Origin of the sequence: Dickeya ananatis (assembly GCF_019464615.1) — a bacterium.
In the GTDB taxonomy this organism is placed as follows: Bacteria; Pseudomonadota; Gammaproteobacteria; order Enterobacterales; family Enterobacteriaceae; genus Dickeya; species Dickeya oryzae.
In genome coordinates this window covers 3,693,993-3,718,419 of sequence record NZ_CP040816.1, presented here as the reverse complement: position 1 = coordinate 3,718,419, position 24,427 = coordinate 3,693,993, and the positions used below count along the sequence as shown (strand labels likewise).

Here is a 24,427-nt window from a genome sequence, read left to right as displayed (position 1 = left end):
TTATTACCCATAGCGCCACGTCCTGCCCCCCTGCTGATTTCGTTAACGACATCGGTGGAGACAGGTCGCAGTATTATCCTGATAATGCCTGACTGACTTTTAATCCATCCAGATTCACGGCATAGCAGGCATGGGATGAAATGGTGATAAACAACACTTTCTCTTCGCTCACATCGACGTTAACCAGCATCCCCAACGGGATGGCGATGAGCCGTTGATTTTGTTGAATGGCAAATAATAGGTTGTAGTTATAACTGGTGCTGTTACTGCTTTCCTTTGACCAAAAAATCCAGGCGCTTTCGCTGTTGCGGTTCAGATTTAAAAATCCTGTTTTGATGGAGTCCAGAATTTTATTCTTGAATGAATCGGAGACTGAACCGCCGATCACGTCATCAATATGATCGGATACGATGGCAATGGTTTTTTCGGGAGAGTCACTGGCGACGTGAAAATTAATGACGTTATCGATGGTTAGGCCAGCTGCATTGGCAACGTCAATGGCTTTGGGTGTATCAAAGCTCAGGGTAGAGGTTAAGGCGTTTTGAAATACCCGACTGATGGCTAACGCCTGGGGAATATATTTTGCCTCAACATTGAACAGGGTTTTGAAATGCAAGGGCTGCTCTGCCTCTGTCCGTAAGGCATATCCTGTCGTGACGATCGGGGGTGAGATGATATTCAGTACGATCGGGCTATTATAGATAGTTGGATGTAAGTCGTCGGTAATATGCAACATAAAATCCCTTATTCAGGTTAATTCAATGATGCCATGCAGCGTCATCAGCTAAGGTATAGGCCTGCTGATTATTCCAGTGGTGCGACAATCTGAAATCCTTTTATGGAGATCGTAATCTCTTCTTTTTTCAAGAGTAAACGCCAGTCTTTGGTGCTAAATATATCGGTAATGGCGGTGCTGGGGGTGACGGTGATGATGAGTGGGCCTGCTGCCATCATCGCGCCGGTTTCTTCACCTTGAGCGACAATAAATAAACTGTATGAATAACTGGTTACCTGGTGGTTTGCAGTGGGGGGAGTATTGATGTGAAACCAGGGTTTATCTTTTTGTGTATCCAGGTCGCAAAAAGCATGAGACAAAATATTTTGAATATACGAGTCTTGGCTAATGCCCAGCACGCCTTCAATCTTCAATTGCTCAGATAGTGCCGTGGTTAAGGCAGAAAGTGAGTCGAATGACTTTTTCAGCGTCATATTGTTGGTGGCTACAATAGCCAGATCAGGTTGAGACTGGGCTGTTTTTACCGCCTTCGCCATATCCAACTGACCGTTATCGTCAACGTCATGGACAAAAAGCTGGGCCAGACGTATCGCCTGTGCATAATAGCGCTCGTCTTGCAGGTTGAGAAAAACCTGATAGGGCAAGGCGTTGTCGTCATCTGGGTAAATTTCAATGCTCATGTTATCACCGTGTATAAATCGTTGAGTTTTACTGCTATTCGGCCTTCAGTGCTTCAACAATCACCATACTCTTGAAGTTCATTTTTTGTGTGATTGATGAGCCTGCGACTAACGCCAGAACATTCGCACTGGCTTTGGTAATGGTAATGTCGACGCTGGTTAACTGGCCAACCATAACTGAGCCGGTATCTGCATTTTGTGTGACATCAAACATATTATATTGATAACTCAATGTGTTTGATTGCTCGCTGAAAATTGTAAAATAATTACCGTTTTTTTGTGCATTCAGGTCGATAAAGGCTTTGGCAGCAATACCGAATGCCATCCAGTTTTCTGTCGCCGCCCCTTGTACCATGCGGATGAGGTTTTGAAGCTGGTCAATGGCGACCCAGACCTGAGAGACGTTACTGTTGCCTTTTACGGTATGCGTACCGACCACCGCCAGAGTATCGTGACTTTTGGCGATCGATAGTGCTTTTTCGAAACTAATCCCTTCCTGAGGGATATAAGCCTCATTGAAAATAGTAGCCATATTGATGGCCTGAGAAACATATTTCAAATCAGTGTTTAGTGTCACGCTGAAATTATTTTTCTCATCGACGGCAGTCGTCGGATTTAATGTAATGTTGTTCATCTCAGTGCCTTAGTGAATATCCGAACTGGATAACAGTAAAAATGCCATGCGAGGCATGGCATTTTCAGCGTCAGGATTTGAGTGCTTCAACAACAGTGATGGATTTCACATTAACGGAATAATTGTGTTTATCTTTTGTGGTAATCCACAGTACCTGTTGTTTATCGACATCGACGGTAATGGTCAGGCCGATAGGCGCCGCAGCCATGACAGAACCAGTATCCTGATTGGCAACGGCGAATAAGATGTTGTAAGTATATGTGGTTTTCGATTCGCTTTCTTTATTCCAGAAAATCCATTTACTTTCTTTCTGGGCATCAAGGTTGGTAAAACCTTGTTCAATGGTATTGGCAAACTTTTTATAAGTTGCGCTGTCTTTATCCAGGACGACGCCGACAACGGTATCCAACAGCTTCATCACGTCATCCACCATGGCCGATACCTGATTGTTTTGCTTGGTAATAGACTGATTTATCGTACCGATAATCGCCATCTCCGGATGATTTTTTACCAGCTCAATGGCCTTATCAAAATTAAATTCAAGATCGTTGCCATTAATAGCCTCCTGAAATACTCTCGACATGGCAATGGCCTGGCCGACATATTTCGTTGGTACCTGGAATAACGTATTGAAATTGAGATCTAAATCTGCATTCTTTACTATTAAGTCACTGCTATTAAGCACGACAACATCGTCGAATTTCATTGTGATATTCTCCAGAGAAAAATATGTATTCCCTCGATAATTCGAGTTGCAGGAGACGGCGATGTGGCTTGCTGCATCACAAAAAGGATGAATGATAAAGCCAGCGCACCTTCAACTTGAAGTACGACGGGTACAGGGTGGTGATAAATATTTGCTATTTAAAGCTAGGATTCATTTTGATAAAGGTCAAGTGTCGGTGAGTGTATTTTATTTTTTTCTGATGACTTTTTTCTGGCTAATAATTCGTTGGTTATTTTTTTTAGTTTTGAATAAATTGATATTCATGTAGTAGATATTGTTGCGGTTATATTTTTTTTATGATTATGAGGTTTTTTATTTTTTTTAACTACATTCAATAAAAGTGACTTTCTAAAAACAAGAAATAACCTTTCCTTATCATTCATCACGCAAATGGTGCAGGTTGGTTGATTTTTTGCACTGAAATAGTACCTGCCGTTGCCAATCCCGGCATCAGAACTGGCTTGTCGTGTAATCCCATACCCGATTTTTTTATTATCGTTATAGCGAACAAATCCCCTACGCATCAGCGCTTTCTCTTTTTTAGAAAGCATATATCGAAAATCGGTAACGAGAATAATCCTTATTTGGCGCTGCTCTTGCAATATCACCAATGAATGCTTTGGGGTAGTGATCCTTTTTATTCATCCTTCTGGTGGTGGAGAACAGCATGGCTCGTAATCTGGCAAGACATATTCAGAAATCTGTTCGGAAATATGCATTAACCGCGTTACTGGCAGGTGTTTCCTGCACCAGCTATGCCAGCAAACAAAATGACACGCTGGTTTATGCCTCTGACAGTGAGGTGGAAAACGTCAGTCCGTACCACAATAACATGCGCGAAGGGGTAATTCTGGCGCACCTCGCCTGGGATACGCTGATTTATCGCGATCCGAAAACCGGGGAATACAAAGGCGAGTTAGCGACCGACTGGCAATGGGAATCGCCCACGGTATTACTGCTGCATCTGCGTAAAGGCGTGACCTTCCATAATGGCGATGCCTTTAGCGCCGATGATGTGGTGTACACCTTCGACAATATCGCCGGGCCGAATACCGCCTCGGTGATTCCACAAAGCGTCGATTGGATCGATAAGGTGGAAAAAGTAGACGACTATACGGTGCGTCTGCATCTGAAAAAACCGTTCCCGGCGGCGCTGGAATATTTATCCGGCCCGACACCGATTTACCCCGCCCACTATTTTCAGCAGGTGAAACTGGAAGGCTTTAGCAAAGCACCGGTTGGCACCGGTCCGTATAAAATCGTCAAGGTCATGCCGGGGCAAGGCGTGATGATGGTGAAAAACCCGGACTATTTCAAAGACAGCCCTATCGGGCAGCCCAAAATCGGCAAGATACAGTTTGTGGTGATCCGTGACCCGGAAGCGCGTGTGGCCCAGTTGATGACCGGACAGGTGGACTGGATCTGGCGTGTGGCGTCGGATCAGGTCGATTCGTTGTCGGCCATGCCGAATATCGCGGTGAAAAGCGGTGAAACCATGCGTGTCGGCTTTTTGGCACTGAACACCAACGCCACCGGCCCGGAAGGGGGGCCGTTCAAAGACTTGCGCGTGCGTCAGGCGATCAACTACGCCATTAACCGTCAGGCGATGGTCGATAATCTGGTGCGTGGTGGCAGCAAACCGGTGTACTCCGCCTGTTTTCGTACCCAGACCGCCTGTGATACCAGTCAGGTGATCCAGTATCCCTATGACCCGGCCAAAGCGAAACAACTGCTGGCGCAAGCGGGCTATGCCAACGGGTTTGATACCGATCTGTGGGCGTACCGCGAGCGCGATTACGCCGAGGCCATTATTGGCGATTTGCGCAAAGTTGGCATCCGTGCGCGGCTGCATTTCGTGCAGTACCCGGTGATGGCGAGTGCGCTGGCGTCGGGTCAGGCTCCGCTGGCGTTCAGTACCTGGGGCTCGTTTTCTATCAACGACGCGACCGCGTTCGTCACCCCCTATTTTGGCGGCAAAGGCAGTGATATCTGGAAAGACCCTGCCGTGATGGCCGAGCTGGCACAAGCCGACACCGTGATAGACCCGCAGCAGCGCCGCGCGCAGTATGCCGCGCTGTTGGGGCACATTTCGGCGCAAGCCTACATGGCACCGCTGTTCTCTTATTCCACCCATTACGCGTTTACCGCCGACCTGAACTTTCAGGACTGGCCGGATGAACTGCCACGTTTCGCCGAGGCGAGCTGGAAGTAAAGGTGGTCGTGACACTGACTGCACGTGAGGGGTAAGGAGTGGCTTATGGTGAAGTACGTTGTTCAACGGTTACTGGTGGCGCTGGCGGTGCTATTTACCGTGGCGGCGGTCAGTTTTTCGCTGCTGCATCTCTCTGGTGATTTGGCGACGGCCATCGCCGGGCCGGATGCGACCGCCGACACCATCGCCCAGATTCGGGTACAGAATGGGCTGGATAAACCCTTGCTGAGCCAGTTCTCTCATTGGATGTGGTCGGCGATGCAACTGGATTTCGGTCGTTCATTCTATTTTGAAAACACGGTGATGGAGCTGGTCGGCCAGCGTATGCCGGTCACCCTCAAGCTGGGCGGGGTGTCGTTGCTGCTGGCGTTAACGGTGGCTATCCCGCTTGGGGTGCTGGCGGCGGTGTTTCGGGATACCTGGGTCGATCGTTTCGCCATGCTGGTGTCGGTGGTGGGGCAGGCGATGCCCAATTTCTGGTTCGCGCTGGTGCTGATCCTTATCTTTGCCGTCGGGCTGAAATGGCTGCCGGTAGCCGGTAACAGTAGCTGGCAACACTTTGTGCTGCCCGCGGTGGCGCTGGGGTATTACGCCATGCCGTCGCTGATGCGTCTGACCCGCTCCGGCATGCTCGATGTACTGGGCTCTGACTACATCCGCACCGCCCGTGCCAAAGGGCTGAGCGCTTTTAAGGTGGTGGTCAAGCACGGCTTGCGTAACGCCATCATCCCGGTAGTGGCGCTGGCGACGGTGGAACTGGGATTCATGCTCGGTGGTTCGGTGGTGATTGAGTCGGTGTTTTCACTACAAGGGCTGGGACAACTGGCGTGGGATTCCATCGCCCGCAACGACTTCCCGGTAGTGCAGGCCATCGTGTTGATCATCGCCGTGTTTTACATCGGGTTGACGTTTCTGGCGGATGTACTCAACGCGCTACTCGACCCACGACTGCGCAGCAGATAAGGAGCCGTGATGAAAACTGCAATAGCACGACTGGCGGTGATCATGAAAACCGCGCCGCAGCCTGGCCTGTTACCGGAACCTGGGCCGTGGCAGCGCTGGCAGCGCAAGATTCTGGGGCACCACGGTATGACGATTGGGCTGGTGATTCTGGGGACGATTGTGCTGCTGGCGCTACTGGCTCCGCTCATCAGCCCGCACGACCCCTATGCGCAGGATGTCAGCCGACGGTTGATCCCACCGGTGTGGCATGACAAAGGCAGTTGGGCGCATCTGCTCGGTACCGACAAGCTGGGGCGGGATTACCTGAGCCGCCTGCTGTTCGGGGCCCGGGTGTCGCTCGCCATCGGGCTGGTATCGGTGATGCTGGCCGGCACCATCGGCATTGCGCTGGGGGTGCTGGCAGGTTACTTCGGCGGTCGGGTCGATGCAGTGGTGAGTTACCTGTTGACCGTGCGTTTGTCGATGCCGGTGATCCTGGTGGCGCTGGCGCTGGCCTCGCTGGTGGGCGGCTCTGTCAAAGTGGTGATTATGCTGCTGGGCTTACTGTTATGGGACCGTTTTCTGATTGTCTCGCGCTCGGTGACGCGTCAGCTACGCGACGCAGAATTTATCGCTGCGGCGCAGACACTCGGCGCGTCATCGCTGTTCATCATGCTGCGGGAGATTCTGCCTAATCTGCTGGGGCCGCTGACCGTGGTGGCGACGCTTGAAATAGCCCACGCGATTTTGCTGGAGGCCACTTTGTCGTTTCTTGGTCTCGGCGTACAGCCGCCGATGCCTTCCTGGGGGCTGATGGTGGCGGAAGGCAAGGCCTACATGTTCTTTCAACCGTGGGTGATTGTTATCCCCGGCGTGGTGCTGGCACTGCTGGTGTTGAGCATCAATCTGGTGGGTGATGGCCTGCGCGATGTGACCGCGCTGGATGGCCGCAATTGAGAGCCTACCCCACTAGGCTATTTTACTTGCCATTTTGGACCTGGGCAGTGCTCGAAATCCTCACGTACTACGTGTACGTTCCGGTTTACTCGCTGCGCTCGCCCGTTGGGCCGGACAAATTGCTTTGTCCGTTCAACATGCAACGCATGTTGTCTCCGCGCTGTCCGTGTCCAAACTGGCTGCGCCAATGACGCCTATTGGGATAGGCTCTGAGGAGAACGCTATGCATACAGCAATTGAGACTACCGGTGGGGCCAGGCTGACGGGCGAGGGGCAGGCTGAGATCGTGCTGGAGGTGAAAAACTTGCGGGTCGATTTGACGACGCCGCGTGGCACGTTGCACGCCGTGCGCGGCATCGATTTCTCGGTACGGCGCGGTGAAATGCTGTGTCTGGTCGGTGAATCAGGGTGTGGCAAATCGATGACCTCGCTGGCATTGATGGACCTGCTGCCACGTAATGCCGAGCGTCGTGCTGAGACGTTGCGGTTTCGTGGCACTGACCTGTTGGCGCTGAGCCCACGTGAGCGCGCGGCGTTGCGAGGCAGCCAGATGGCGATGATCTTTCAGGAGCCGATGACCTCGTTAAACCCGTCGTTCACGTTGGGGGATCAACTGTGCGAAACCTTGCTGGCACACCGCAATGTGTCCCGCGCCGAGGCCCGTGAACGGGCGGTGTACCTGATGAATCGCGTCGGTATTCCGATGGCGGCGGAACGGCTACGGCAATACCCGCATCAGCTCTCCGGCGGCCTGCGTCAACGCATCATGATCGCCATGGCGCTGATGTGCGGCCCGGAGTTGATCATCGCCGATGAACCGACCACCGCGCTGGATGTCACCATTCAGGCGCAGATCCTGCGGATGTTGCGCGAACTGCAACAGGAATTTGGCACCGCGGTGGTGTTCATCACCCATGACCTTGGCGTGGTGGCACGTATCGCTGACCGGGTGGCGGTGATGTACGCCGGGCAGGTGGTGGAAACCGCTCCGGTGATGGAACTGTTCCACCAGCCTTGTCACCCTTATACCCGTGGCTTGCTGGAGTGTATTCCGGTGGCCGGACGTACCGTGCCGGGTGAGCCGTTGCAGGCGATCCCCGGCGTAGTGCCGAGCTTGATCGGTTCGCAACAGGGCTGCGCGTTTCGCAACCGTTGCCAGCAGTGTCGTCGCGATTGTGCACAGGAGCCACCCTATGTGGCACTGACAGAACACCATGCGGTGCGTTGTGTGGACGCGGTGATGACGGAGGTGGCGGTATGAACCCGATAACCACAGCGGGCGGCCGCGTGTTGCCGCCTATTCCGGGCAACGACGACATCGCACTGGAACTGTGCGCACTCAGCCGGGTGTTCCGACTCAACCGTGGGATGTTCTCACCGCCCGGTGAAATCCGCGCGGTGGACAATGTGTCTTTACGCATTCGCCGGGGGGAAACGCTGGGGCTGGTGGGTGAGTCCGGCTGTGGCAAGAGTACGCTGGCGAAAATGCTGCTCGGCCTGCTGCCGCCCACATCCGGCAATGTGCTGATTGAAGGGCGCGAAATCGACGCGGGCGATCGCCGTGAGTTGGCCTGCCGCATGCAGCCTATCTTTCAGGACCCTTATTCCTCGCTCAACCCACGCCGCACGGTAGCGGATATCGTGGAAGTGGCGTTACGGCTGCACCACATCGGCACACCGGCGGAACGTAAACAGCGGGTACGCGAGATGCTCGACAGAGTGGGGATGCCTGAGCGTACCCACGGTCAGTATCCCGGCCAGCTTTCTGGTGGTCAGCGTCAGCGGGTGGCGATTGCCCGGGCATTAATCCTGCAACCGGCGATCCTGATTTGCGACGAGCCGACCTCCGCGCTGGATGTGTCGGTACAGGCGCAGATCCTCAACCTGCTGTTGACGCTGAAAAAAGAGCTGGGCCTGACCTATCTGTTTATCAGCCATAACCTGTCGGTGGTGGAATATCTGGTGGATCACGTGGCGGTGATGCGTAAAGGCGCGATTGTCGAACAGGGCACCCGCGAGCAGGTATTTGGCGCGCCGCAGCACCCTTATACCCGCGCGTTGCTGGCATCGGTTCTGACGCCAGAACCTGGGCTGGGGATTCCGACGATTGAGGTGGTGTAACCCACGCAATCCGCAGGACGTGAACAGAAAAAAGGATCAACGATGACACGTGAAGAGATGATGCAACATGCGGCGGCGTATTTTGACTCCGGCGCATTTCGTGACGTGCTGGCACGCCGGGTGGCCTGCCAGACGGAAAGCCAGAACGTAGAGTGCGCCCCGGCACTGATGGGTTACCTGACCGACGAGATGATCCCGTTGCTGGAAGCCATGGGGTTTGAGTGCCTGATTGTGCCGAATCCGGTGGCGGAGCGTGGGCCTTTTCTGCTGGCGCGCCGCATGGAGCCGGATGCGGCACTGACGGTGCTGACCTACGGCCACGGCGACGTAGTGATGGGGGATGCGGCACGCTGGCGCAGCGGATTATCACCGTGGACGCTGACGGCGGTCGGTAACCGCTGGTACGGACGCGGCACCGCCGACAACAAAGGCCAGCACACCATCAATCTGGCGGCGCTGGCTGTGGTACTGAGCGCCTGTGAAGGCCGACTGGGTTATAACGTGAAGTTGATTCTGGAAATGGGCGAAGAGTGCGGATCGCCCGGTCTGGATGCCGTATGCCAACAGTACCGTGACTGGCTGGCGGCGGATCTGTTCATTGCCTCAGACGGCCCGCGCGTCAGTGCGGAACGACCCACCCTGTTTCTGGGTTCTCGCGGTGTATTCAACTTCGGCCTGCGACTGACGCTGCGTGACGGCGCGCATCATTCCGGCAACTGGGGCGGGTTGCTCAGCAACCCCGGTATCCGGTTAGCGCACGCGATTGGCTGTCTGGTGGATGCCAACGGCCGCATTCTGGTGCCGGAACTGCTGCCGCCACCGCTGTCCACCTCGATGCGCCACGCCTTGTCCGGTCTGGAACTGGCCGGTGCGCCGGGAGACCCGGCTATCGATCCACACTGGGGGGAGCCGGGGTTGAGCGCTGCGGAAAAGGTGTATGGCTGGAATACGCTGGATGTGCTGGCGTATGTCACCGGCAATCCGGATAAACCGGCGCACGCCATCCCGCCGACAGCCCGCGCCCAGTGCCATATGCGTTATGTGCCGGGCAGCGATGTGGAACACTTTGCCGAACACTTGCGTCGCCGTCTTGATGCCTGCGGGTTTGAGGATGTGGACATCATCGACCCGGAGAACTGTTTTGAAGCCACCCGCATCGACCCGGACGATCCTTGGGTACATTGGGGTGTCGCCTCTATCGAACGTTCGGTTGGCAAACAGGCCGCGGTATTACCCAATTTCGGCGGCGGCCTGCCCAATGCCTGTTTCCTGCGCACGCTCGGCTTGCCAACGCTGTGGGTACCGCACTCGTACCCCGCCTGTTCCCAGCACGCCCCTAACGAACACCTGCTGGCGGATGTCGCGCGCGAAGCCCTGCACATCATGTGCGGCCTGTTTTGGGATTTGGCACAAGAGGGCAACAGTGTGTTGCAATCCCGACAGCAAGTTACAGAAATTTAAGTTTCTTAGGCCGACTACAAACTCGTTAAGTACAGGATTAAGGTGGTTTTCGGGCGTCAAAACTGTGCTGAGGTGGGCGACTTCGCCGGGTGAGCGGCATGGATGCCGCGAAAGCCCGTGCAGTGCCGGGAGCACGTCACGGGCGGCCCGATTAGCGAAGTCGAACACCGAAGGGACCGCGCAGCGGCACAGTTTAGCCTTTAGCCAGTGGTCAAGGAGAGGCGGCGTTTGAGCCTCTCCTTGTCGTGCGTGCGGTGGTGTAGCAAATAAATAATTTGGCTTATTCCGCACGAAATTATGCACTGTACTTTTATAAGCCCATCCTCATGTCCCAATAAGCTGCTACCGACCACAGAGAATAATTCACGCCCATCGTATGGGGAGGGTATCTATGCATAATAGTGAAATTCGTTACTTTATGGCGGTGGTGAATACCGGCTCCATTAGCGCCGCCAGTCAGCAGTTGTTTGTGGCGGTGTCTGCCATCAGTCGGCAAATTCAACGGCTGGAGACCCGGCTGGGGATGCCGCTGTTTGAACGTAGTACCCGCGGCATGGTGCTCAACCATGCCGGACATATTCTGGCGAATCACGTGCGGCGCAGTATGGCCGACATGGAACTGGCGATAGCGGAAATGGAAGGGATGAAGTCGGCACGCCAGACCACATTGCGGGTGGCCTGTACCGATGGGCTGGCCCTTCACCTGCTGCCAACCCTGCTGGCGCGTTTTCGTGAACAACATCCCCACGTCAATTTTTATCTGACGGTCGGTAGTGCCCGGCAGGTACCGGAGTGGTTGCGTAACGGCGAGTGCGACGTGGCCCTCAAGTTCTGCCTGGCACCGGAGCAGGGCGTGGACGTGCTGGCGTCGTTTCCGGCGCCGGTACTGGTGTTTATGGCGCAAGACCATCCGCTGGCCAACCGGGATTTTCAACTGGCGGATTTGAACGCCTGGCCGGTGGCACTGCCGGATCCCTCCTCGACCATCCGACAACTGTTTGATCTCTCCTGTCGAATGAACAATGTGTTTATCGAGCCGGTGTTTACCTGTAACCACTTTTCCAGCCTGTATGACTATGTGCGCACCACGCCGGAAGCGGTCAGTGTGTGCAGCCATTTCTCCATTCTGTGCCGTGCCAGACATGATGGACTGACGATGAAAGCGGTCAATCTGGATCAACTGAGCCAGCGCACCTTGCAATTACAAACCGAGATGGGCAGGCCTCGTACCGCGCTTCTGGAGAGCTTTTTTGCTTTCCTCAAACAGGCGCTGCAGCAGCACGACCAACACTGCCGGGTGGATTTTGGGCTGCCGTTACGTTGAACGCTGCGCGGGATTCTGGCTTTCTTTTTTGAATGAAATTTTATTTCTTTTTATTGGTTTTATTTTGAATTTAAGTTTTCATTTTTAATTTATTGTTTAATTTTTTATAAAAAATAACGAGTAAAACGCAATTTAAATTAACTGGTTTTTCTGTAGTATCGAAGGTCAGCGATGAGGTGTTTTCCCTGCGAAAAACGTTCATCTGATGCCCGTTCAATCTACGTTAGCTACCCCGGAGCCTGACCATGAATCTGGAAAAATTCCCGCGTTATCCTTTAACTTTCGGACCTTCGCCGATTACCCCGATGAAACGCCTGAGTGAATACCTGGGCGGTGATGTGGAGATTTATGCCAAGCGTGAAGACTGCAACAGTGGGCTGGCATTCGGTGGTAACAAAACCCGTAAGCTGGAGTACCTGATCCCGGAAGCGTTGGCGCAGGGCTGTGATACGCTGGTGTCGATTGGCGGTGTCCAGTCCAACCAGACTCGTCAGGTGGCGGCGGTGGCGGCACACCTGGGGATGAAATGTATTCTGGTGCAGGAAAACTGGGTTAACTATGCCGACGCGGTGTACGACCGGGTGGGGAATATCGAGTTGTCGCGCATTATGGGGGCGGATGTCCGTCTTGACCCGGCCGGTTTTGATATCGGTATTCGCGAAAGCTGGAAACAGGCGATGGAAGAAGCCTCACAAAATGGCGGTAAACCTTTCCCGATCCCAGCTGGTTGCTCTGAGCACCCGTATGGCGGGTTGGGGTTTGTCGGTTTTGCCGAAGAAGTGCGCCAGCAGGAAAAAGAACTGGGCTTTAAATTTGACTATATCGTGGTGTGCTCGGTCACCGGCAGTACTCAGGCCGGGATGGTGGTGGGCTTTGCCGCCGATGGCCGTGCCCGTAACGTTATCGGTATTGATGCGTCCGCCAAACCGGAAAAAACCAAAGCGCAGATCCTGCGTATCGCGCAGCATACCGCCGGTCTGGTTGAGTTAGGTCGCGAGATTACCGAAGAGGACGTGGTGCTGGATATCCGCTACGGCGGCCCGGAATACGGCCTGCCGAATGACGGCACGCTGGAAGCCATCCGCTTGTGCGCCCGTCTGGAAGGGGTGCTGACCGACCCGGTGTACGAAGGCAAATCCATGCACGGTATGATAGACATGGTGCGTAACGGCGAATTCCCGAAAGGCGCTAAAGTGCTCTATGCCCACCTCGGCGGCGCACCGGCACTGAGCGCTTACAGCTATATTTTCCGTAATGGCTGAGTGCGGTTGTGGCGTGCTGCCTACGCCGGGGATCCCCCGGCGTTATTGCTTGCAACACACACCCTTAAAACACCAACTGCGTCGTCGATAGCACTTCCCGCAGGCCGATAAAGGAGCGAATCTGGCGCACACCCGGCAGGAACAGCAACTGTTCGGCGTGCAGTTTATTGAAGCTCTGGTTGTCTTTGGTGCGGATCATCAGGATGTAGTCGAACTCGCCGGTGACCACATGGCACTCCATGCAACCGCTGATCTTCTGCACTGCGGCTTCAAAATCTTCAAAACTTTTCGGGGTGGAGCGATCAAGCACGACACCGATTAATACCACCATGCCGACATTCAATGCCTGTGGATTCAGCAGCGCAACATAGCCTTTGATTAACCCTATCTGTTTCAGGCGTTCCACCCGCCGCAGGCAGGCCGGTGCGCTGAGCTTGACCTTTTCCGCCAGCGCCACATTGGAAATAGAGGAATCAGACTGGAGATAACGCAGAATCGCCAGATCAAAGCGGTCAAGATTGAGGCTTTTCTCGTCTGGGCTGTCGGCTGTCGTGTTGGTTTTCATGATAGTCGAGTCTCAATAAGAATCTGTCTTAATGTCGGTGAATGGCGCAGTAAAATTGCGCATAAAATGAGTATGACGCAATGTATTTAATATGGCACGGGGCTTTATCGTCAGATGCTTGATGGCTCGACAGGTTTTTGTGGCGTGTGTGCTAAAGACAGAGAGGACACGGGAGGAGGAAAGCAGGAAGAAAGCGGCGCACACAACGCGCACGCCGCCAGAGATTATTTCTGCAATTTGGCCTGTTTCAGGGCGTTGAACAAACGCGCCTTGTCGTGCTCGCTGAGGTTCTTCTGTGTAACGGCGTGCATAAACGCCGCGTGATTCAGTTGGCTCAGGCTACCGCCTTGTTTGTGCAGTGTATCGGCGAGTTGTTGTAGCAGTACGCCGTTCAATTTAGCGATTTGGGCGCGCACTTCGTCCAGCGGACGCGGCTGCCAATCTTTCTCCGGCACGGCCAGCCAGTCTGCGCGATAACGATACTGAATCGCCTTGGCGGCATCCATCTGCGCTTGAATAAAGGGGGTAACGGAATCTGCATCCAGCCCATACTGCGTAGCCTGCTGTCGGCTGGCTTTCAGTACGTTATCCTCTTGTTGCAGGTCCTCAATCGCCAGATGATGAGCCGCTTTGTAGCCAGCCACATCTTTCATGTAGCCGAGGCGTTGGTTAACCAGTGATGCTAAATCGGCGCTTTCCGCTGCCAGCGCACTGGTGCTGATCAGGCAGGCTGCCAGACACATTGTCCGTAACATATTGTCTCCAGGTGGTTGAGAGTAAAAAGGCAGAGCCACAGTATCGACTCTGTCGTCGCGGTGCCTGCCTGCAGCGAGCACCGCGATAACGCATGACTATCTTAAGTGCATGACATGGCATTCTGCGTCATGTGAAGGGTATGCATTCGTAACCAGACGTACCTGGGTTTTTGCATTTCGTGCTGTAATTTCGGTGCGTTACTGTGTGTTGCCGTTTTATCTGGCTGTCCCGCCAGCCTTGGTGGCACGCCCTTCATCGGCCGCAGGATTGTCGGTATCCGGTGGCAGTAATCAGAAGAGCGAGCCGTGAACGACGGTTCATTTTTATAAAATTTTCATACTGTTGGACATACATTGATACAGGCTGACCACCGACGAGGCGAAGCATCGTATCAATGGGATATATCGGGGTGGGGAGAGGGCAACGGCGTGTTTTCCCGTTTTTTACGCCGCAGGCCAATCAACAACCCAACGCCTGCCAGTAGCGAAAGTGTGATAGCAATATGCATAAATCGGGTTAGCGGCCAGCCTTCGTGCTCGGACAAAAACAGAAAGACTCCCATCAACGGCAGCACTGACTGGTTCAACAGCGCAATGAGCGATGAGGTGCTGGCCAGTCGCTCGTAAGGGATGAGCGTCAGGCGCAGTGTACGCATGATATTGCCGGTAAATACCTTGCCGACAATACCCAGTGAATAGAAGATCAGGAAGGGCCCTAACTGGTCGAGCGTCGTGGTCAGCAGCAGCGAGGCGATGACGATAAGACCCAGTCCGATCGCCAGCAGTGTTTCCCGGCTCAGACGGTTGAGGGCGGCACCATAAACCAGTGTGGATAAAAATCCTGCCGCACCGGCGCAGATATCAATGAAACCAAAATATTTCACTGATAATCCCATTCGATTTTCAATCAATGCCGCACCGCTGGACTCCACTAACCCATCAAACATATTATTTCCCAGCGCCAGTACGATCATCAAAATAATAAATGGATTTTTGATGATCGTTAGTAACGGAAATGAATTTATTTTGGTAGATTGTGGTGTATTCATTTTATTTTCTGATACATCGTCTGATGTGAAAGTAAACAGGCGAGAGGTCAGAAAATAATATGCGTTGCATAAATAGAGTGTGGCGGCAATATACAGCAGTGTCAGAAAACCGTATTCGTATAATGCCATACCGATCAGCGGCCCCAGCACCATGCCGAGTAAATCTAATCGGGTCAATACATTAGCATCGCGGTCAATATGACGACTGTGGGCGGCGATCAGTTTTTCCACGGCAGTAATGGTTTGCGCGTTACCGATGGAAACCCCCGCACCCAGCAACCCACAGGCTAAAGCCAGAATCAACGGTTGCTCGTTAAAATTCAGCACCAGGCACAGCAGCAGGCAACCGAATGCCTTGAGCGCATCGGAAGCGATGGATACAGGGCGCACCCCCAGGCGGTCAATCAATACGCCGAGCGCCGGGGTTATCACGATACGTGGCAGCCACCATAACATATAAGACAAACCGGAATAGGTCAGGCTTTGGGTTTCGGCATAGACCAGTACCGGAATAAGGAACACCATCAAGCCATCGGCGATAAACACCAATGTGAGAAAAAATAGCAAAACCGGACTCATGGGATAAATACCCCTGACAGTATCCCTGTTATGTTCAAGTGGCGGATACGCCGGTTTTTTTCGCCATCCTTGCTGATTGCTCTATCAGCCGCTGAGGATGTGCTGCACCGTCGCGTTCTGCTACCCGAATTATTTAGGGTATATCAGGTCATGTTTTGTAAATTAAAAAAATGACGTAAGCGGGAAGTAGAAAATAAACGCTACGGCATCGTGTAAGGGGGTAAATATAATAATGTGTTGCTGAGAAAGTAAATGTTTATTTATTGACAAAACGAGTAATAAACATTTTTTGTTTAAATAATTTCACCGCTTATTATCAAATTTGCAGAAAAACACTGAATGTATCAGTCATGTTGTTGTCATGACTTTCTGACTATTCTGTCACAGTAGACAGATGAACGCAGGAGTGCAGCATGGATTTACCCGGTTTTGAGCAGGTACTGAGTCAATACGTCGCCCGGCATTTGGCGGACTCCACCGATAGTGCGCATGATCACCACCATCTGGTGCGGGTGGCCAATAGCGCCCGTCACATTCAACAGAAAGAAGGTGGCGATCTGCGGGTGATTATCGCCGCGGCGTATCTGCATGACATTGTGCTGGTGCCGAAAAATCATCCGGATCGTAGCCGGGCGTCACGTATGTCGGCGGAAGAAGCGGTGCGTATTGTGTCGCGTGATTTTCCTGATTTCCCCCGTGAGCTGCATTCGGCGCTGTTCCATGCGGTTGAAGCGCACAGTTTTAGCGCCGGTATCCCCGCAGAAACCCTGGAAGCCAAAATCGTGCAGGATGCCGACCGACTGGATTCACTCGGTGCGTTGGGGCTGGCGCGAGTGTTTTATGTGGCAGGCATGATGGGGCGTCCGTTATTTGACTCGCAAGACTTGTTTGCCTGCGAGCGTGAGCTGGACGATAGCCTCTACACGCTGGATCACTTCCGCGTCAAACTGATGCGCCTGCCAGAAACCATGAATACGGCAGAGGGGAAACGCATTGCTGAAGCGAATGCCTCCTGGCTGGTGGATTTTCTTGCCAAACTATCGGGGGAAGTGAATGGCGACCCAACACGGCTTGACCCTCAGGTGCGTGAATGTTTTAAAGCCTGGCACCCCTGGCTGGTCTGATAACGGCCTGTTCGCGCGCAGGGCCGACGGTTTTTTGCTGTCCTGGTGAGCGTTGGGCTGTCATCGGTGATGAAAAATGGCAGCGATGTACACGCAGAGCGGCTGAGATCACGTCATATAATGTCGAATCATGCTATCGATAAGCGAAACTATTCAGTCAGAGGGACGGATGGATGGGAGCGTTGTCGCACAGTCATGAGAAACCGGCGGGTAATCAAAGCCTGTTACGGGGATTTCTACTGCTTGAGATTTTAAGCAATTACCCGAATGGTTGCCCGCTGGCCCACCTGGCCGGGTTGGCCCAACTTAATAAAAGTACCGTGCATCGCTTGTTGCAGGGGTTACAGGCGTGCGGCTACGTGACCCCGGCACCTGCGGCGGGCAGCTATCGTTTGACCACCCGGTTTATTACCGTCGGGCAGACATCACTGGCACCGCCAGAGGTGCTGCGACTGATTGCACCGCCGTTGCAGGCATTGAACGCGGCGACCGGTGAGACCGTCAATTTTTCCAGACGCGAAGGCGACTACTGCATTTTGATCCATAAGCAGGAGCCGACTATCGGTATGCTGCGTACCCTCGCGTATCTGGGACAGCAGATGACGTTATTCAGCTCGGCGATGGGGAAGCTGTTCTTAGCTGATGATACGGACGACGCGCTCTTTGCCTACTGGAACAAGCATCAGCCGCCTATTCGCAAGCTGACCCCCTCTACCATTACCGATCCGTGCCACATGAAGCGCGAACTGGAAGATGTGCGTCGGTGTGGGGTCGCGTTCGACAGGGAAGAGCATGAAGTCGGCGTATCCTGCATGGCAGCGCCGGTATTTGGTGCGGATCAGCGGGTGAAGTACGCCATTTCGCTGTCACTCTCTTCGGCCAAGTTACGCCAAATCGATGAAGAAACGTTGTTAACGCCGTTACGCCAGACCGCCCAGGCGCTTTCGCTGGCACTGAAAGCCCTGCCTGATGAGCGGTGAAGCGCATCCTTTCGGGTTGCGGGGGATAAAGGTCAGGAGAAAAGGGGATTGAGAAGAGTTGAAGAACAGCAAGGAGCGGACAAGCAGAACAAACGGGCCGTCGTAAGACGGCCCGTTTGTATCAGTTAGTTAAGACGCAGTGCGGATTGCTGAGTTTGCGTACCTAACTGGAAGAAGCGAACGGAGTCGCGCAACTGCTCGCCTTGTTCCGTCATAGACTGTGCGGCAGTGGCGGCTTGCTCGACCAGCGCCGCGTTCTGCTGGGTGACGCGATCCATCTGATCGATGGCGACGCTGATTTCCTTAATCCCCTGATGCTGTTCGTTGGACGCCATCGAGATTTCAGCCACGATGTCGGTGACTTTGTTGACCGAACTGACGATGTCCTCCATCGCCTGATTGGCGGTATCCGCATGGCGGGAGCCATCGGTAATTTTCTCGACCGTACCTTCGATCAGCGTTTTGATCTCTTTGGCGGCGTTGGCACTCTTTTGCGCCAGGTTACGCACTTCACCGGCCACAACAGCAAATCCCTTACCTTGCTCACCGGCACGTGCCGCTTCCACCGCTGCGTTGAGCGCCAGAATATTGGTCTGGAAGGCGATGCCTTCAATCACCGAGATAATATCGACGATCTTCTGCGAACTGTGGGAGATTTCATGCATCCGCTTGAGCATGTCATCCACCACGTTGCCGCCGTGCACCGCCGTCTGCGAGGTTTGCCGCGCTAGTTCGCTAGCCTGATGGGCGTTGTCCGCGTTACGTTTTACCGTTTCGGTAATCTGCTGCATGTTGGAGGAGGTTTGCACCAGCGATGCGGCCTGCTCTTCGGTACGCTGTGACAAGTCACTGTTACCCTGCGCTATTTCGCTGGCTGCCAGTGAAATAGACTCGCTGCCATCAACAATACCCCGGATGATTTCCGCCAGCTTATCGTTCATGAACTTCATGGTAGCCAGTAAGCTGGTGGTGTCGCCGTGGCGAAGTGCAATCGGTACGCACAGATTGCCTGATGCCACCTGGTTCATGATGGCGGCGGCGTAATCAGGCTCGCCGCCCAATTGGCGCGACAGACTGCGAGTGATCAGTGTCGTGATGACCGCGGTGGCGATAAGTGCCAGCACCAGCAGACCGGAGAGCATATACAGCGCATGCTTATAGCCTTCCTCTGACACTGCCCCGGCCTGATCGCCAGAGGCAATTTCCATATCCACCAATTGCGCCAGATCTTTCATTAACTGGGTGCGGTATTTGGCGGAAACGGCACCGCTGATTTTGCTGGCTTCATCCAACTTCCCACCGTTAACAGCCTCGATGACCTTGGCGTTGACATCGACGAAGTTCTTAAAGTTATCCACCACCTGATTGAATAAAGCTTGTTTTTCCTGTGGTGCATTCTTCAGCAGGTTGGCGTAGTTGGCCTGCGCCTTAAGAAACAGATCCTGATCCTGTAATAATTCAACCCGATGGCCCTCGACTTCTTGTGGGGTTTTTGAGGCGATATATTGCACCTGCTGCAGTCGAATTTCCGACAGCATGCCGCGCATTTCCAGCGTATAACGCACCCCCGGCATACGGCTGTCTTTGAATGCGACAACATTATTATCACTGGCATTGAGCTGGTAGATAGCCACAATCCCCAACAACAACATCATGACGATGAGCACGGAGAAACCGAGCAGGAGCTTGGAGAAGACAGTTAATTGTGAGAGTTTTTTCATCGCAGCTTTCTTTTATTAACGGACGGTATCTTTAGTAACGGCATGGTAATTCAAAAATTTATTCCCGTGATACGTTCTGGTCATCATTTTGGCAAATTGTTTTTTATTTTTGGAACGGCGTTTTTGTGACAACGATGGGTGATTTTTTATCGTTTTTATGAGTCAGCGAAATAGTTATGGCGTGATGTCATGATGGGGCGGCGCTATTCTTTGAATCACGCCGTTTCATACAAAAAAAATAATAGTATGAATGGATGTCGGTGACGACCGCCACGAGGCGGGCACCCGGTAGCATTTCGCCTTATTGCGTGGTGCCCACCGGGTTAGTCAAGATAGAAAACCGGGGCGAGTTCAGCGCTGACGGGGCTGTTGTCCGGGTTGGCGGGCATCACCTCTGTCATGTATTTCCACCAGCGCTGGCAGACGTTAGTCTGGGCGATGGCATTCCAGCGTGCCTCTGATTCGATTTCCACATACGCGAACAGCAGGTGGCGAGTCGGGTCGAGGAAAATACTGTAATGGTGCGCGCCGTGGGCTTTTAACTCGGCCTCCAATTCCGGCCAGATAGGCGTGTGGCGACGTTGGTATTCGTCGTGGCATTCCGGAAAGACCTGCATCACAAAGGCTTTTCTCAACATGATGGTCATCCTGTGGCGAGTGATCGCGAAAACGGTTATCCCGCATGAGGCGGGGAAATGTCCCTGTGTCCCGGCGGGCAGCGTGCAATAACCCGGTTTCACCCGCTGTCACCTGACGGTGAACCCGGCTGTTGTCGCTGCCCGCCGGGTGTCCTGGAGACTGAGGCGAGCCTGCCTGTTATGCGAGGGGATGCAAGGCAGCCGCCATTGGCGTAACCCCAAAGCGCTGGCCGAGGGCGATCAGCTCTTCGGTCGAGATGGTCTGCTTTTTCCCGCCCATCGAACGCACCTTGACCATCACTTGTGCCGATTTCTCAGCAGTGTCGATCAGGCCGAAGGCATCATCCAGCGAGGGGCCGGTGCCGAAAATACCGTGGAACGGCCACAATACCAGCGAGTGGTGTTGCATTTGTTCCGCCGTCGCATCGCCGATAGCGTCCGTCCCTGGCACCATCCACGGGACAATCCCTACGCCGTCTGGAAACACCACCAGACATTCGGTACTGCCTTCCCATAGCTCACGGGTGAAGGTGGCACTGTTCAGTTCCAGCACATAGCTCAGCGCGATCAGGTTGGTGGCGTGGCAATGCATGATCACCCGATCCCGTCCACCGCTGACCTTCATACGCACAATGTGCGACTGGAAATGGGCCGCCAGCTCGGAAGTCGGCAGGCCGCCGTGGGTCAACCCCCAGAAAATACGATAACCACGACCGTCGCCATTCACCTGCAATAGCACCAGATTGTCCGCTGGGTCCAGTTGTACGTTGCGGAAGAACTTGCCGGATCCGGTGACGATAAACCAACAGCCTGCCAGTTCCGGCATGGGCTGAGACAGCGCTTCATGGCGCGGATGTGGATAGAAATCGCTTTCAAATGGCGTCACGTCGTCTGTGGTCAGGCGCAGGCTGATGTTGCCGCCGTTGCGCTCATCCCAGCCTTTGAGCCACATATCGCTGGTGGCTTTGATCATTCCCTGTACAAACCAGGAGGAGAGAATTGATTGCATGGTGAATCCTTAACGTTGACCGATTAACGTTGACAGAGAACGGTGTTTTCGTAGTGACGTACCGATTGCAGCCAGTCGCTGCCGGGCATGACGTCATGTTGCTGGCAGTAGTGCTCCCACACCGCCTGCCACGGTAGCGATTTCTGTTCTTCCAGCAGTGCCAGACGGGCGGTGTAGTCACCGTTTTGTTCCAGCGAGCGCAGCGTGTCAGTGGGTTCCAGCAACGCGCGCAGCAAGGCTTTTTTCATGTTGCGGGTGCCTATAACCCAGGCGGCGATGCGGTTGATGGAGGCGTCGAAGAAATCCAGCCCGATATGCACCCGGTTAAACAGGTGATGGCGCACGATTTCATGGGCGATGGCCTGGGTTTCGTCATCCAGCAGCACCACGTGGTCGCTGTCCCAACGTACCGGGCGGCTGACGTGCAGCAGCAGGCGTGGCACAAACAGGCTGGCGCTGGAGATCTTGTCGGAGATCACTTCAGTGGGGTGGAAGTGCCCGGCGTCCAGACAGAGCGCTGTCTGGCGACTGGTGGCGTACCCCATGTAAAACTCGCCGGAGCCGACGGTAAAACTTTCCGCCCCTAACCCGAACAGCTTGCTCTCTACAGCATCGATATGGTGGGCCGGATCCAGTTTTTCTGCGATCACCTCGTCCAGTGACGCCAGCAACCGTTGGCGGAATGCCAGCCTGTCTACCGTCAGGTCTTTCATCCCGTCCGGGATCCAGATATTCATGACCGAGGCTGTCCCCAGCTCGCGGCCGAACCAGGCGGAAATGCGGCGGCTGGCCTGACAGTGTTCTATCCAGAAGCGACGTATTTTTTCGTCCGGGTGTGACAGGGTAAAGCCGTCGCTGCTAAAGGGGTGTGAAAAACAGGTTGGGTTAAAATCCAGCCCCAGATGCTGTTCTTTGGCCCACGCGACCCAGTTGCTGAAATGCTGTGGTTCGATGGCATTACGCGCCACTGGCGTCTCCGATTCCAGATAGATAGCATGCAGATTAAGGCGTTTCGGGCCGGGAATGTGGCGAAAGGCTTGCTCCAGGTCGGCGCGTAATTCGCTGGCGTCGCGTGCCTTACCGGGGTAGTTACCGGTTGCCTGAATACCGCCGGTCAACGCCCCGCCGTTGTGTTCGAAGCCGGTGACGTCATCACCCTGCCAGCAGTGGATGGAAACCGGAATCTGATCGAGCTGGCGCAGTGCGGCATCCACATCGATGTTCAGGCGGGCGTAACGTTCCTGGGCCAGACGCCAGGCTGTCTCTAGTGCGGTATTCATACGGTGAGCTCCTCATTACTCTGACACAGCGCCTGAAAACGACGCCAGTGATCAGCAAAATCACTATCCTGTTGGGGGATAAACGGTTGTAGCGGGATGTTGTCGGTGAGAAGACGACGAAACGCCTCCAGGTTTGCCACGTCGCCCTGGGCTATCAACTGACAGCCGATATTGCCGAGGGTCGAGGCCTCAACCGGACCGGCTAGCACCGGCACCTGACAGACATCAGCACACAGTTGGTTGAGCAGGTGGTTGCGGCTACCGCCGCCGACAACATGCAAATGGCGTAACGGCGTGCCGCGCAGCGCGCCGAGTGTCAGCAGCCCCTGATGGTAGGACAACGCCAGGCTATCCAGAATGCAGCGCACCAGCGCCACCGTGCCGACAGGCTGTGGCTGGTCGTATTCACGGCAGAGTTCGCGCAGGGCATCGCTCATGGAAGGCGGGTTAATCAGCCGTTCGTCGTTTGGGTTTATCAGGCTGACAAAGCCCGGTTGTGCTGCCGCCGATTCGAGCAAGGCGGGCAGGTCGGTGACCTGTTGTTCCTGACATACCCGTTGTAATAGCCAGAGCCCCATAATATTTTTCAGTACCCGATAACGGCCGCCGACACCCCCTTCATTGGTGAGGTTCGCGGCCAGCGCCGCCGGGCCGGTCAGCGGTGTATGGCTTTCAATGCCGATAAGCGACCAGGTACCGGAGCTGAGATAAGCACTGTCTGCATCGGTCAGCGGGGTGGCGACCACCGCGCTGGCGGTATCGTGGGTCGCCACGCTTACGACCGGTATCGCACGGCCGCTGGGCGCTATCCACTCGCCGAGCCGCTGGCCCGGTTGATGCGGGGTGGCAAGCCAGTTGGGCGGTATGCCCAGATAATCCAGCAGACTGTGGTCCCAGTCACCGCTGTCCAGATTCAGCAACTGTGTGGTGCTGGCGTTGGTGTATTCGCAGGCTATCTGGCCGGTTAACCGGTAGTGAAAATAATCCGGGATCAGCAGCAGATGCGCCACCTGCCCCCAAACGTCCGGTTCCTGCTGGCGCAGCGCCCGCAGTTGGTAGAGGGTATTGAACGGCAAAAACTGAATGCCGGTCTGGCGGTAGAGGCGCTCGCGGCCCAGTTCGGCGGTGACCTGTGCCATCTGGCCATCGGTGCGATGGTCACGGTAAGAGTAGGTCAGGCCCAGCCGGTTACCTTGCTTATCCAGCGCGACCATATCCACCCCCCAACTGTCGATACCGATGCTGACCGGGTGAATGCCGCGGGCGTCGATGGTTTCAAGCCCGTGTCTAATCTGGCGTTCCAGTTCGTCCAGATCCCACAGGTGATGCCCCTGCCAATGACGCAGCGGGTTGCTGAAACGGTGAATTTCCTCCAGCGTTAACCGGCGGGTTTCGGTTTCCAGCGATGCCAGCATGACCCGTCCGCTGGAAGCACCAAGATCGATCGCCACATAATGCCTGACCGCCATTGCTGTTCTCTCCGTTATCGATAAGGTGTGGGTGACTGTGTTTGGCAGTGTAGGAAAGTTGCGGCGGCGGCACCTTTGGGTGAGTGCCACCTGAAAAATGGGGATGGCAAAATGGCAAAGTTGGCTGTGAAGCGGTTCACGATTTGCGGTGATAGCCGGTGAGTGACCCGCGTTGGATGAGCGATAAACGCCTGTGATCCTG

The 24,427-nt window shown here is 54.3% G+C and carries 23 protein-coding genes; 10 read left to right on the top strand and 13 right to left on the bottom strand.

Features of this window, described 5'->3' with window-relative positions; all coding sequences use genetic code 11:
- Positions 1-73: 73 nt before the first annotated feature.
- The 5 genes from FGI04_RS16505 to FGI04_RS16485 form a co-directional block, all read right to left on the bottom strand.
- Positions 74-736, bottom strand: coding sequence for a cytolytic delta-endotoxin (locus FGI04_RS16505; RefSeq protein ID WP_342698892.1), 663 nt, complete (start codon positions 734-736; stop codon positions 74-76).
- Positions 737-804: 68 nt separating this feature from the next.
- Positions 805-1,416 (bottom strand): type-1Ba cytolytic delta-endotoxin, encoded by a 612-nt coding sequence (locus tag FGI04_RS16500; protein WP_407322171.1) that lies wholly within the window; start codon positions 1,414-1,416, stop codon positions 805-807.
- Between the two features lie 34 nt (positions 1,417-1,450).
- Positions 1,451-2,050, bottom strand: coding sequence for a type-2Aa cytolytic delta-endotoxin (locus FGI04_RS16495; protein ID WP_342698890.1), 600 nt, complete (start codon positions 2,048-2,050; stop codon positions 1,451-1,453).
- A gap of 70 nt (positions 2,051-2,120) precedes the next feature.
- Entirely contained in the window at positions 2,121-2,756 is a 636-nt protein-coding gene (locus FGI04_RS16490; RefSeq protein ID WP_342698889.1) for a delta-endotoxin CytB, read from the bottom strand.
- 281 nt (positions 2,757-3,037) lie between these two features.
- A complete protein-coding gene (locus FGI04_RS16485; RefSeq protein ID WP_407337003.1) occupies positions 3,038-3,385 on the bottom strand; it encodes a hypothetical protein in 348 nt (115 codons plus the stop codon).
- Positions 3,386-3,444: 59 nt separating this feature from the next.
- Between FGI04_RS16485 and FGI04_RS16480 the strand changes: the two genes are divergently transcribed.
- From FGI04_RS16480 to FGI04_RS16445, 8 genes are all read left to right on the top strand, one after another.
- The gene (locus FGI04_RS16480; protein ID WP_407337002.1) at positions 3,445-4,989 is read left to right on the top strand and encodes an ABC transporter substrate-binding protein; all 1,545 of its coding nucleotides are present in this window, start codon (positions 3,445-3,447) and stop codon (positions 4,987-4,989) included.
- A 45-nt stretch (positions 4,990-5,034) separates the two neighbouring features.
- Positions 5,035-5,952, top strand: a complete 918-nt coding sequence (locus FGI04_RS16475; protein ID WP_407322174.1) for an ABC transporter permease — start codon at positions 5,035-5,037, stop codon at positions 5,950-5,952.
- A gap of 9 nt (positions 5,953-5,961) precedes the next feature.
- Positions 5,962-6,888: an ABC transporter permease gene (locus FGI04_RS16470; RefSeq protein ID WP_407337001.1), complete on the top strand. Its 927-nt coding sequence runs from the start codon at positions 5,962-5,964 to the stop codon at positions 6,886-6,888.
- Positions 6,889-7,111: 223 nt separating this feature from the next.
- The gene (locus tag FGI04_RS16465; RefSeq protein ID WP_407337000.1) at positions 7,112-8,149 is read left to right on the top strand and encodes an ABC transporter ATP-binding protein; all 1,038 of its coding nucleotides are present in this window, start codon (positions 7,112-7,114) and stop codon (positions 8,147-8,149) included.
- Complete coding sequence (locus FGI04_RS16460; RefSeq protein ID WP_342698884.1) at positions 8,146-9,009, top strand: ATP-binding cassette domain-containing protein; 864 nt, start codon at positions 8,146-8,148, stop codon at positions 9,007-9,009. The genes FGI04_RS16465 and FGI04_RS16460 overlap by 4 nt, the downstream gene beginning before the upstream one ends.
- A gap of 42 nt (positions 9,010-9,051) precedes the next feature.
- Positions 9,052-10,470, top strand: coding sequence for a M20 family metallopeptidase (locus tag FGI04_RS16455; RefSeq protein ID WP_407336999.1), 1,419 nt, complete (start codon positions 9,052-9,054; stop codon positions 10,468-10,470).
- 391 nt (positions 10,471-10,861) lie between these two features.
- A complete protein-coding gene (locus FGI04_RS16450) occupies positions 10,862-11,794 on the top strand; it encodes a LysR family transcriptional regulator (protein ID WP_407336998.1) in 933 nt (310 codons plus the stop codon).
- A 245-nt stretch (positions 11,795-12,039) separates the two neighbouring features.
- Positions 12,040-13,056, top strand: coding sequence for a 1-aminocyclopropane-1-carboxylate deaminase (locus tag FGI04_RS16445; RefSeq protein ID WP_407336997.1), 1,017 nt, complete (start codon positions 12,040-12,042; stop codon positions 13,054-13,056).
- Between the two features lie 64 nt (positions 13,057-13,120).
- Here FGI04_RS16445 and FGI04_RS16440 read toward each other — a convergent pair whose 3' ends face one another.
- The 3 genes from FGI04_RS16440 to FGI04_RS16430 form a co-directional block, all read right to left on the bottom strand.
- Complete coding sequence (locus FGI04_RS16440; RefSeq protein ID WP_342698881.1) at positions 13,121-13,621, bottom strand: Lrp/AsnC family transcriptional regulator; 501 nt, start codon at positions 13,619-13,621, stop codon at positions 13,121-13,123.
- Between the two features lie 224 nt (positions 13,622-13,845).
- Entirely contained in the window at positions 13,846-14,376 is a 531-nt protein-coding gene (locus FGI04_RS16435) for a chorismate mutase (RefSeq protein WP_342698880.1), read from the bottom strand.
- A 392-nt stretch (positions 14,377-14,768) separates the two neighbouring features.
- A complete protein-coding gene (locus tag FGI04_RS16430; RefSeq protein WP_407322177.1) occupies positions 14,769-16,004 on the bottom strand; it encodes an MFS transporter in 1,236 nt (411 codons plus the stop codon).
- A 413-nt stretch (positions 16,005-16,417) separates the two neighbouring features.
- Here FGI04_RS16430 and FGI04_RS16425 point away from each other — a divergent pair, with 413 nt between their 5' ends.
- Positions 16,418-17,128 (top strand): phosphohydrolase, encoded by a 711-nt coding sequence (locus FGI04_RS16425; protein ID WP_407336996.1) that lies wholly within the window; start codon positions 16,418-16,420, stop codon positions 17,126-17,128.
- 173 nt (positions 17,129-17,301) lie between these two features.
- Positions 17,302-18,108 carry an IclR family transcriptional regulator gene (locus FGI04_RS16420; RefSeq protein WP_407274458.1) on the top strand — a complete coding sequence of 269 codons (807 nt, stop codon included), beginning with the start codon at positions 17,302-17,304 and terminating at the stop codon, positions 18,106-18,108.
- Between the two features lie 125 nt (positions 18,109-18,233).
- On the opposite strand, the gene FGI04_RS16415 is transcribed toward FGI04_RS16420, so the two are convergent.
- The 5 genes from FGI04_RS16415 to rhaB all read right to left on the bottom strand — a co-directional run bounded on the left by FGI04_RS16415 (position 18,234) and on the right by rhaB (position 24,225).
- A complete protein-coding gene (locus tag FGI04_RS16415; protein WP_342698876.1) occupies positions 18,234-19,829 on the bottom strand; it encodes a methyl-accepting chemotaxis protein in 1,596 nt (531 codons plus the stop codon).
- 323 nt (positions 19,830-20,152) lie between these two features.
- Positions 20,153-20,467 (bottom strand): L-rhamnose mutarotase, encoded by a 315-nt coding sequence (gene rhaM, locus FGI04_RS16410; RefSeq protein ID WP_407336995.1) that lies wholly within the window; start codon positions 20,465-20,467, stop codon positions 20,153-20,155.
- A gap of 178 nt (positions 20,468-20,645) precedes the next feature.
- Entirely contained in the window at positions 20,646-21,476 is an 831-nt protein-coding gene (gene rhaD, locus FGI04_RS16405) for a rhamnulose-1-phosphate aldolase (RefSeq protein ID WP_342698874.1), read from the bottom strand.
- 23 nt (positions 21,477-21,499) lie between these two features.
- On the bottom strand, positions 21,500-22,756 hold the full coding sequence (locus FGI04_RS16400) for an L-rhamnose isomerase (RefSeq protein ID WP_407336994.1): 1,257 nt from the start codon (positions 22,754-22,756) through the stop codon (positions 21,500-21,502).
- Positions 22,753-24,225: a rhamnulokinase gene (gene rhaB / locus FGI04_RS16395; RefSeq protein ID WP_407340066.1), complete on the bottom strand. Its 1,473-nt coding sequence runs from the start codon at positions 24,223-24,225 to the stop codon at positions 22,753-22,755. Before rhaB ends, FGI04_RS16400 begins: the two co-directional genes overlap by 4 nt.
- Between the last annotated feature and the right edge of the window lie 202 nt (positions 24,226-24,427).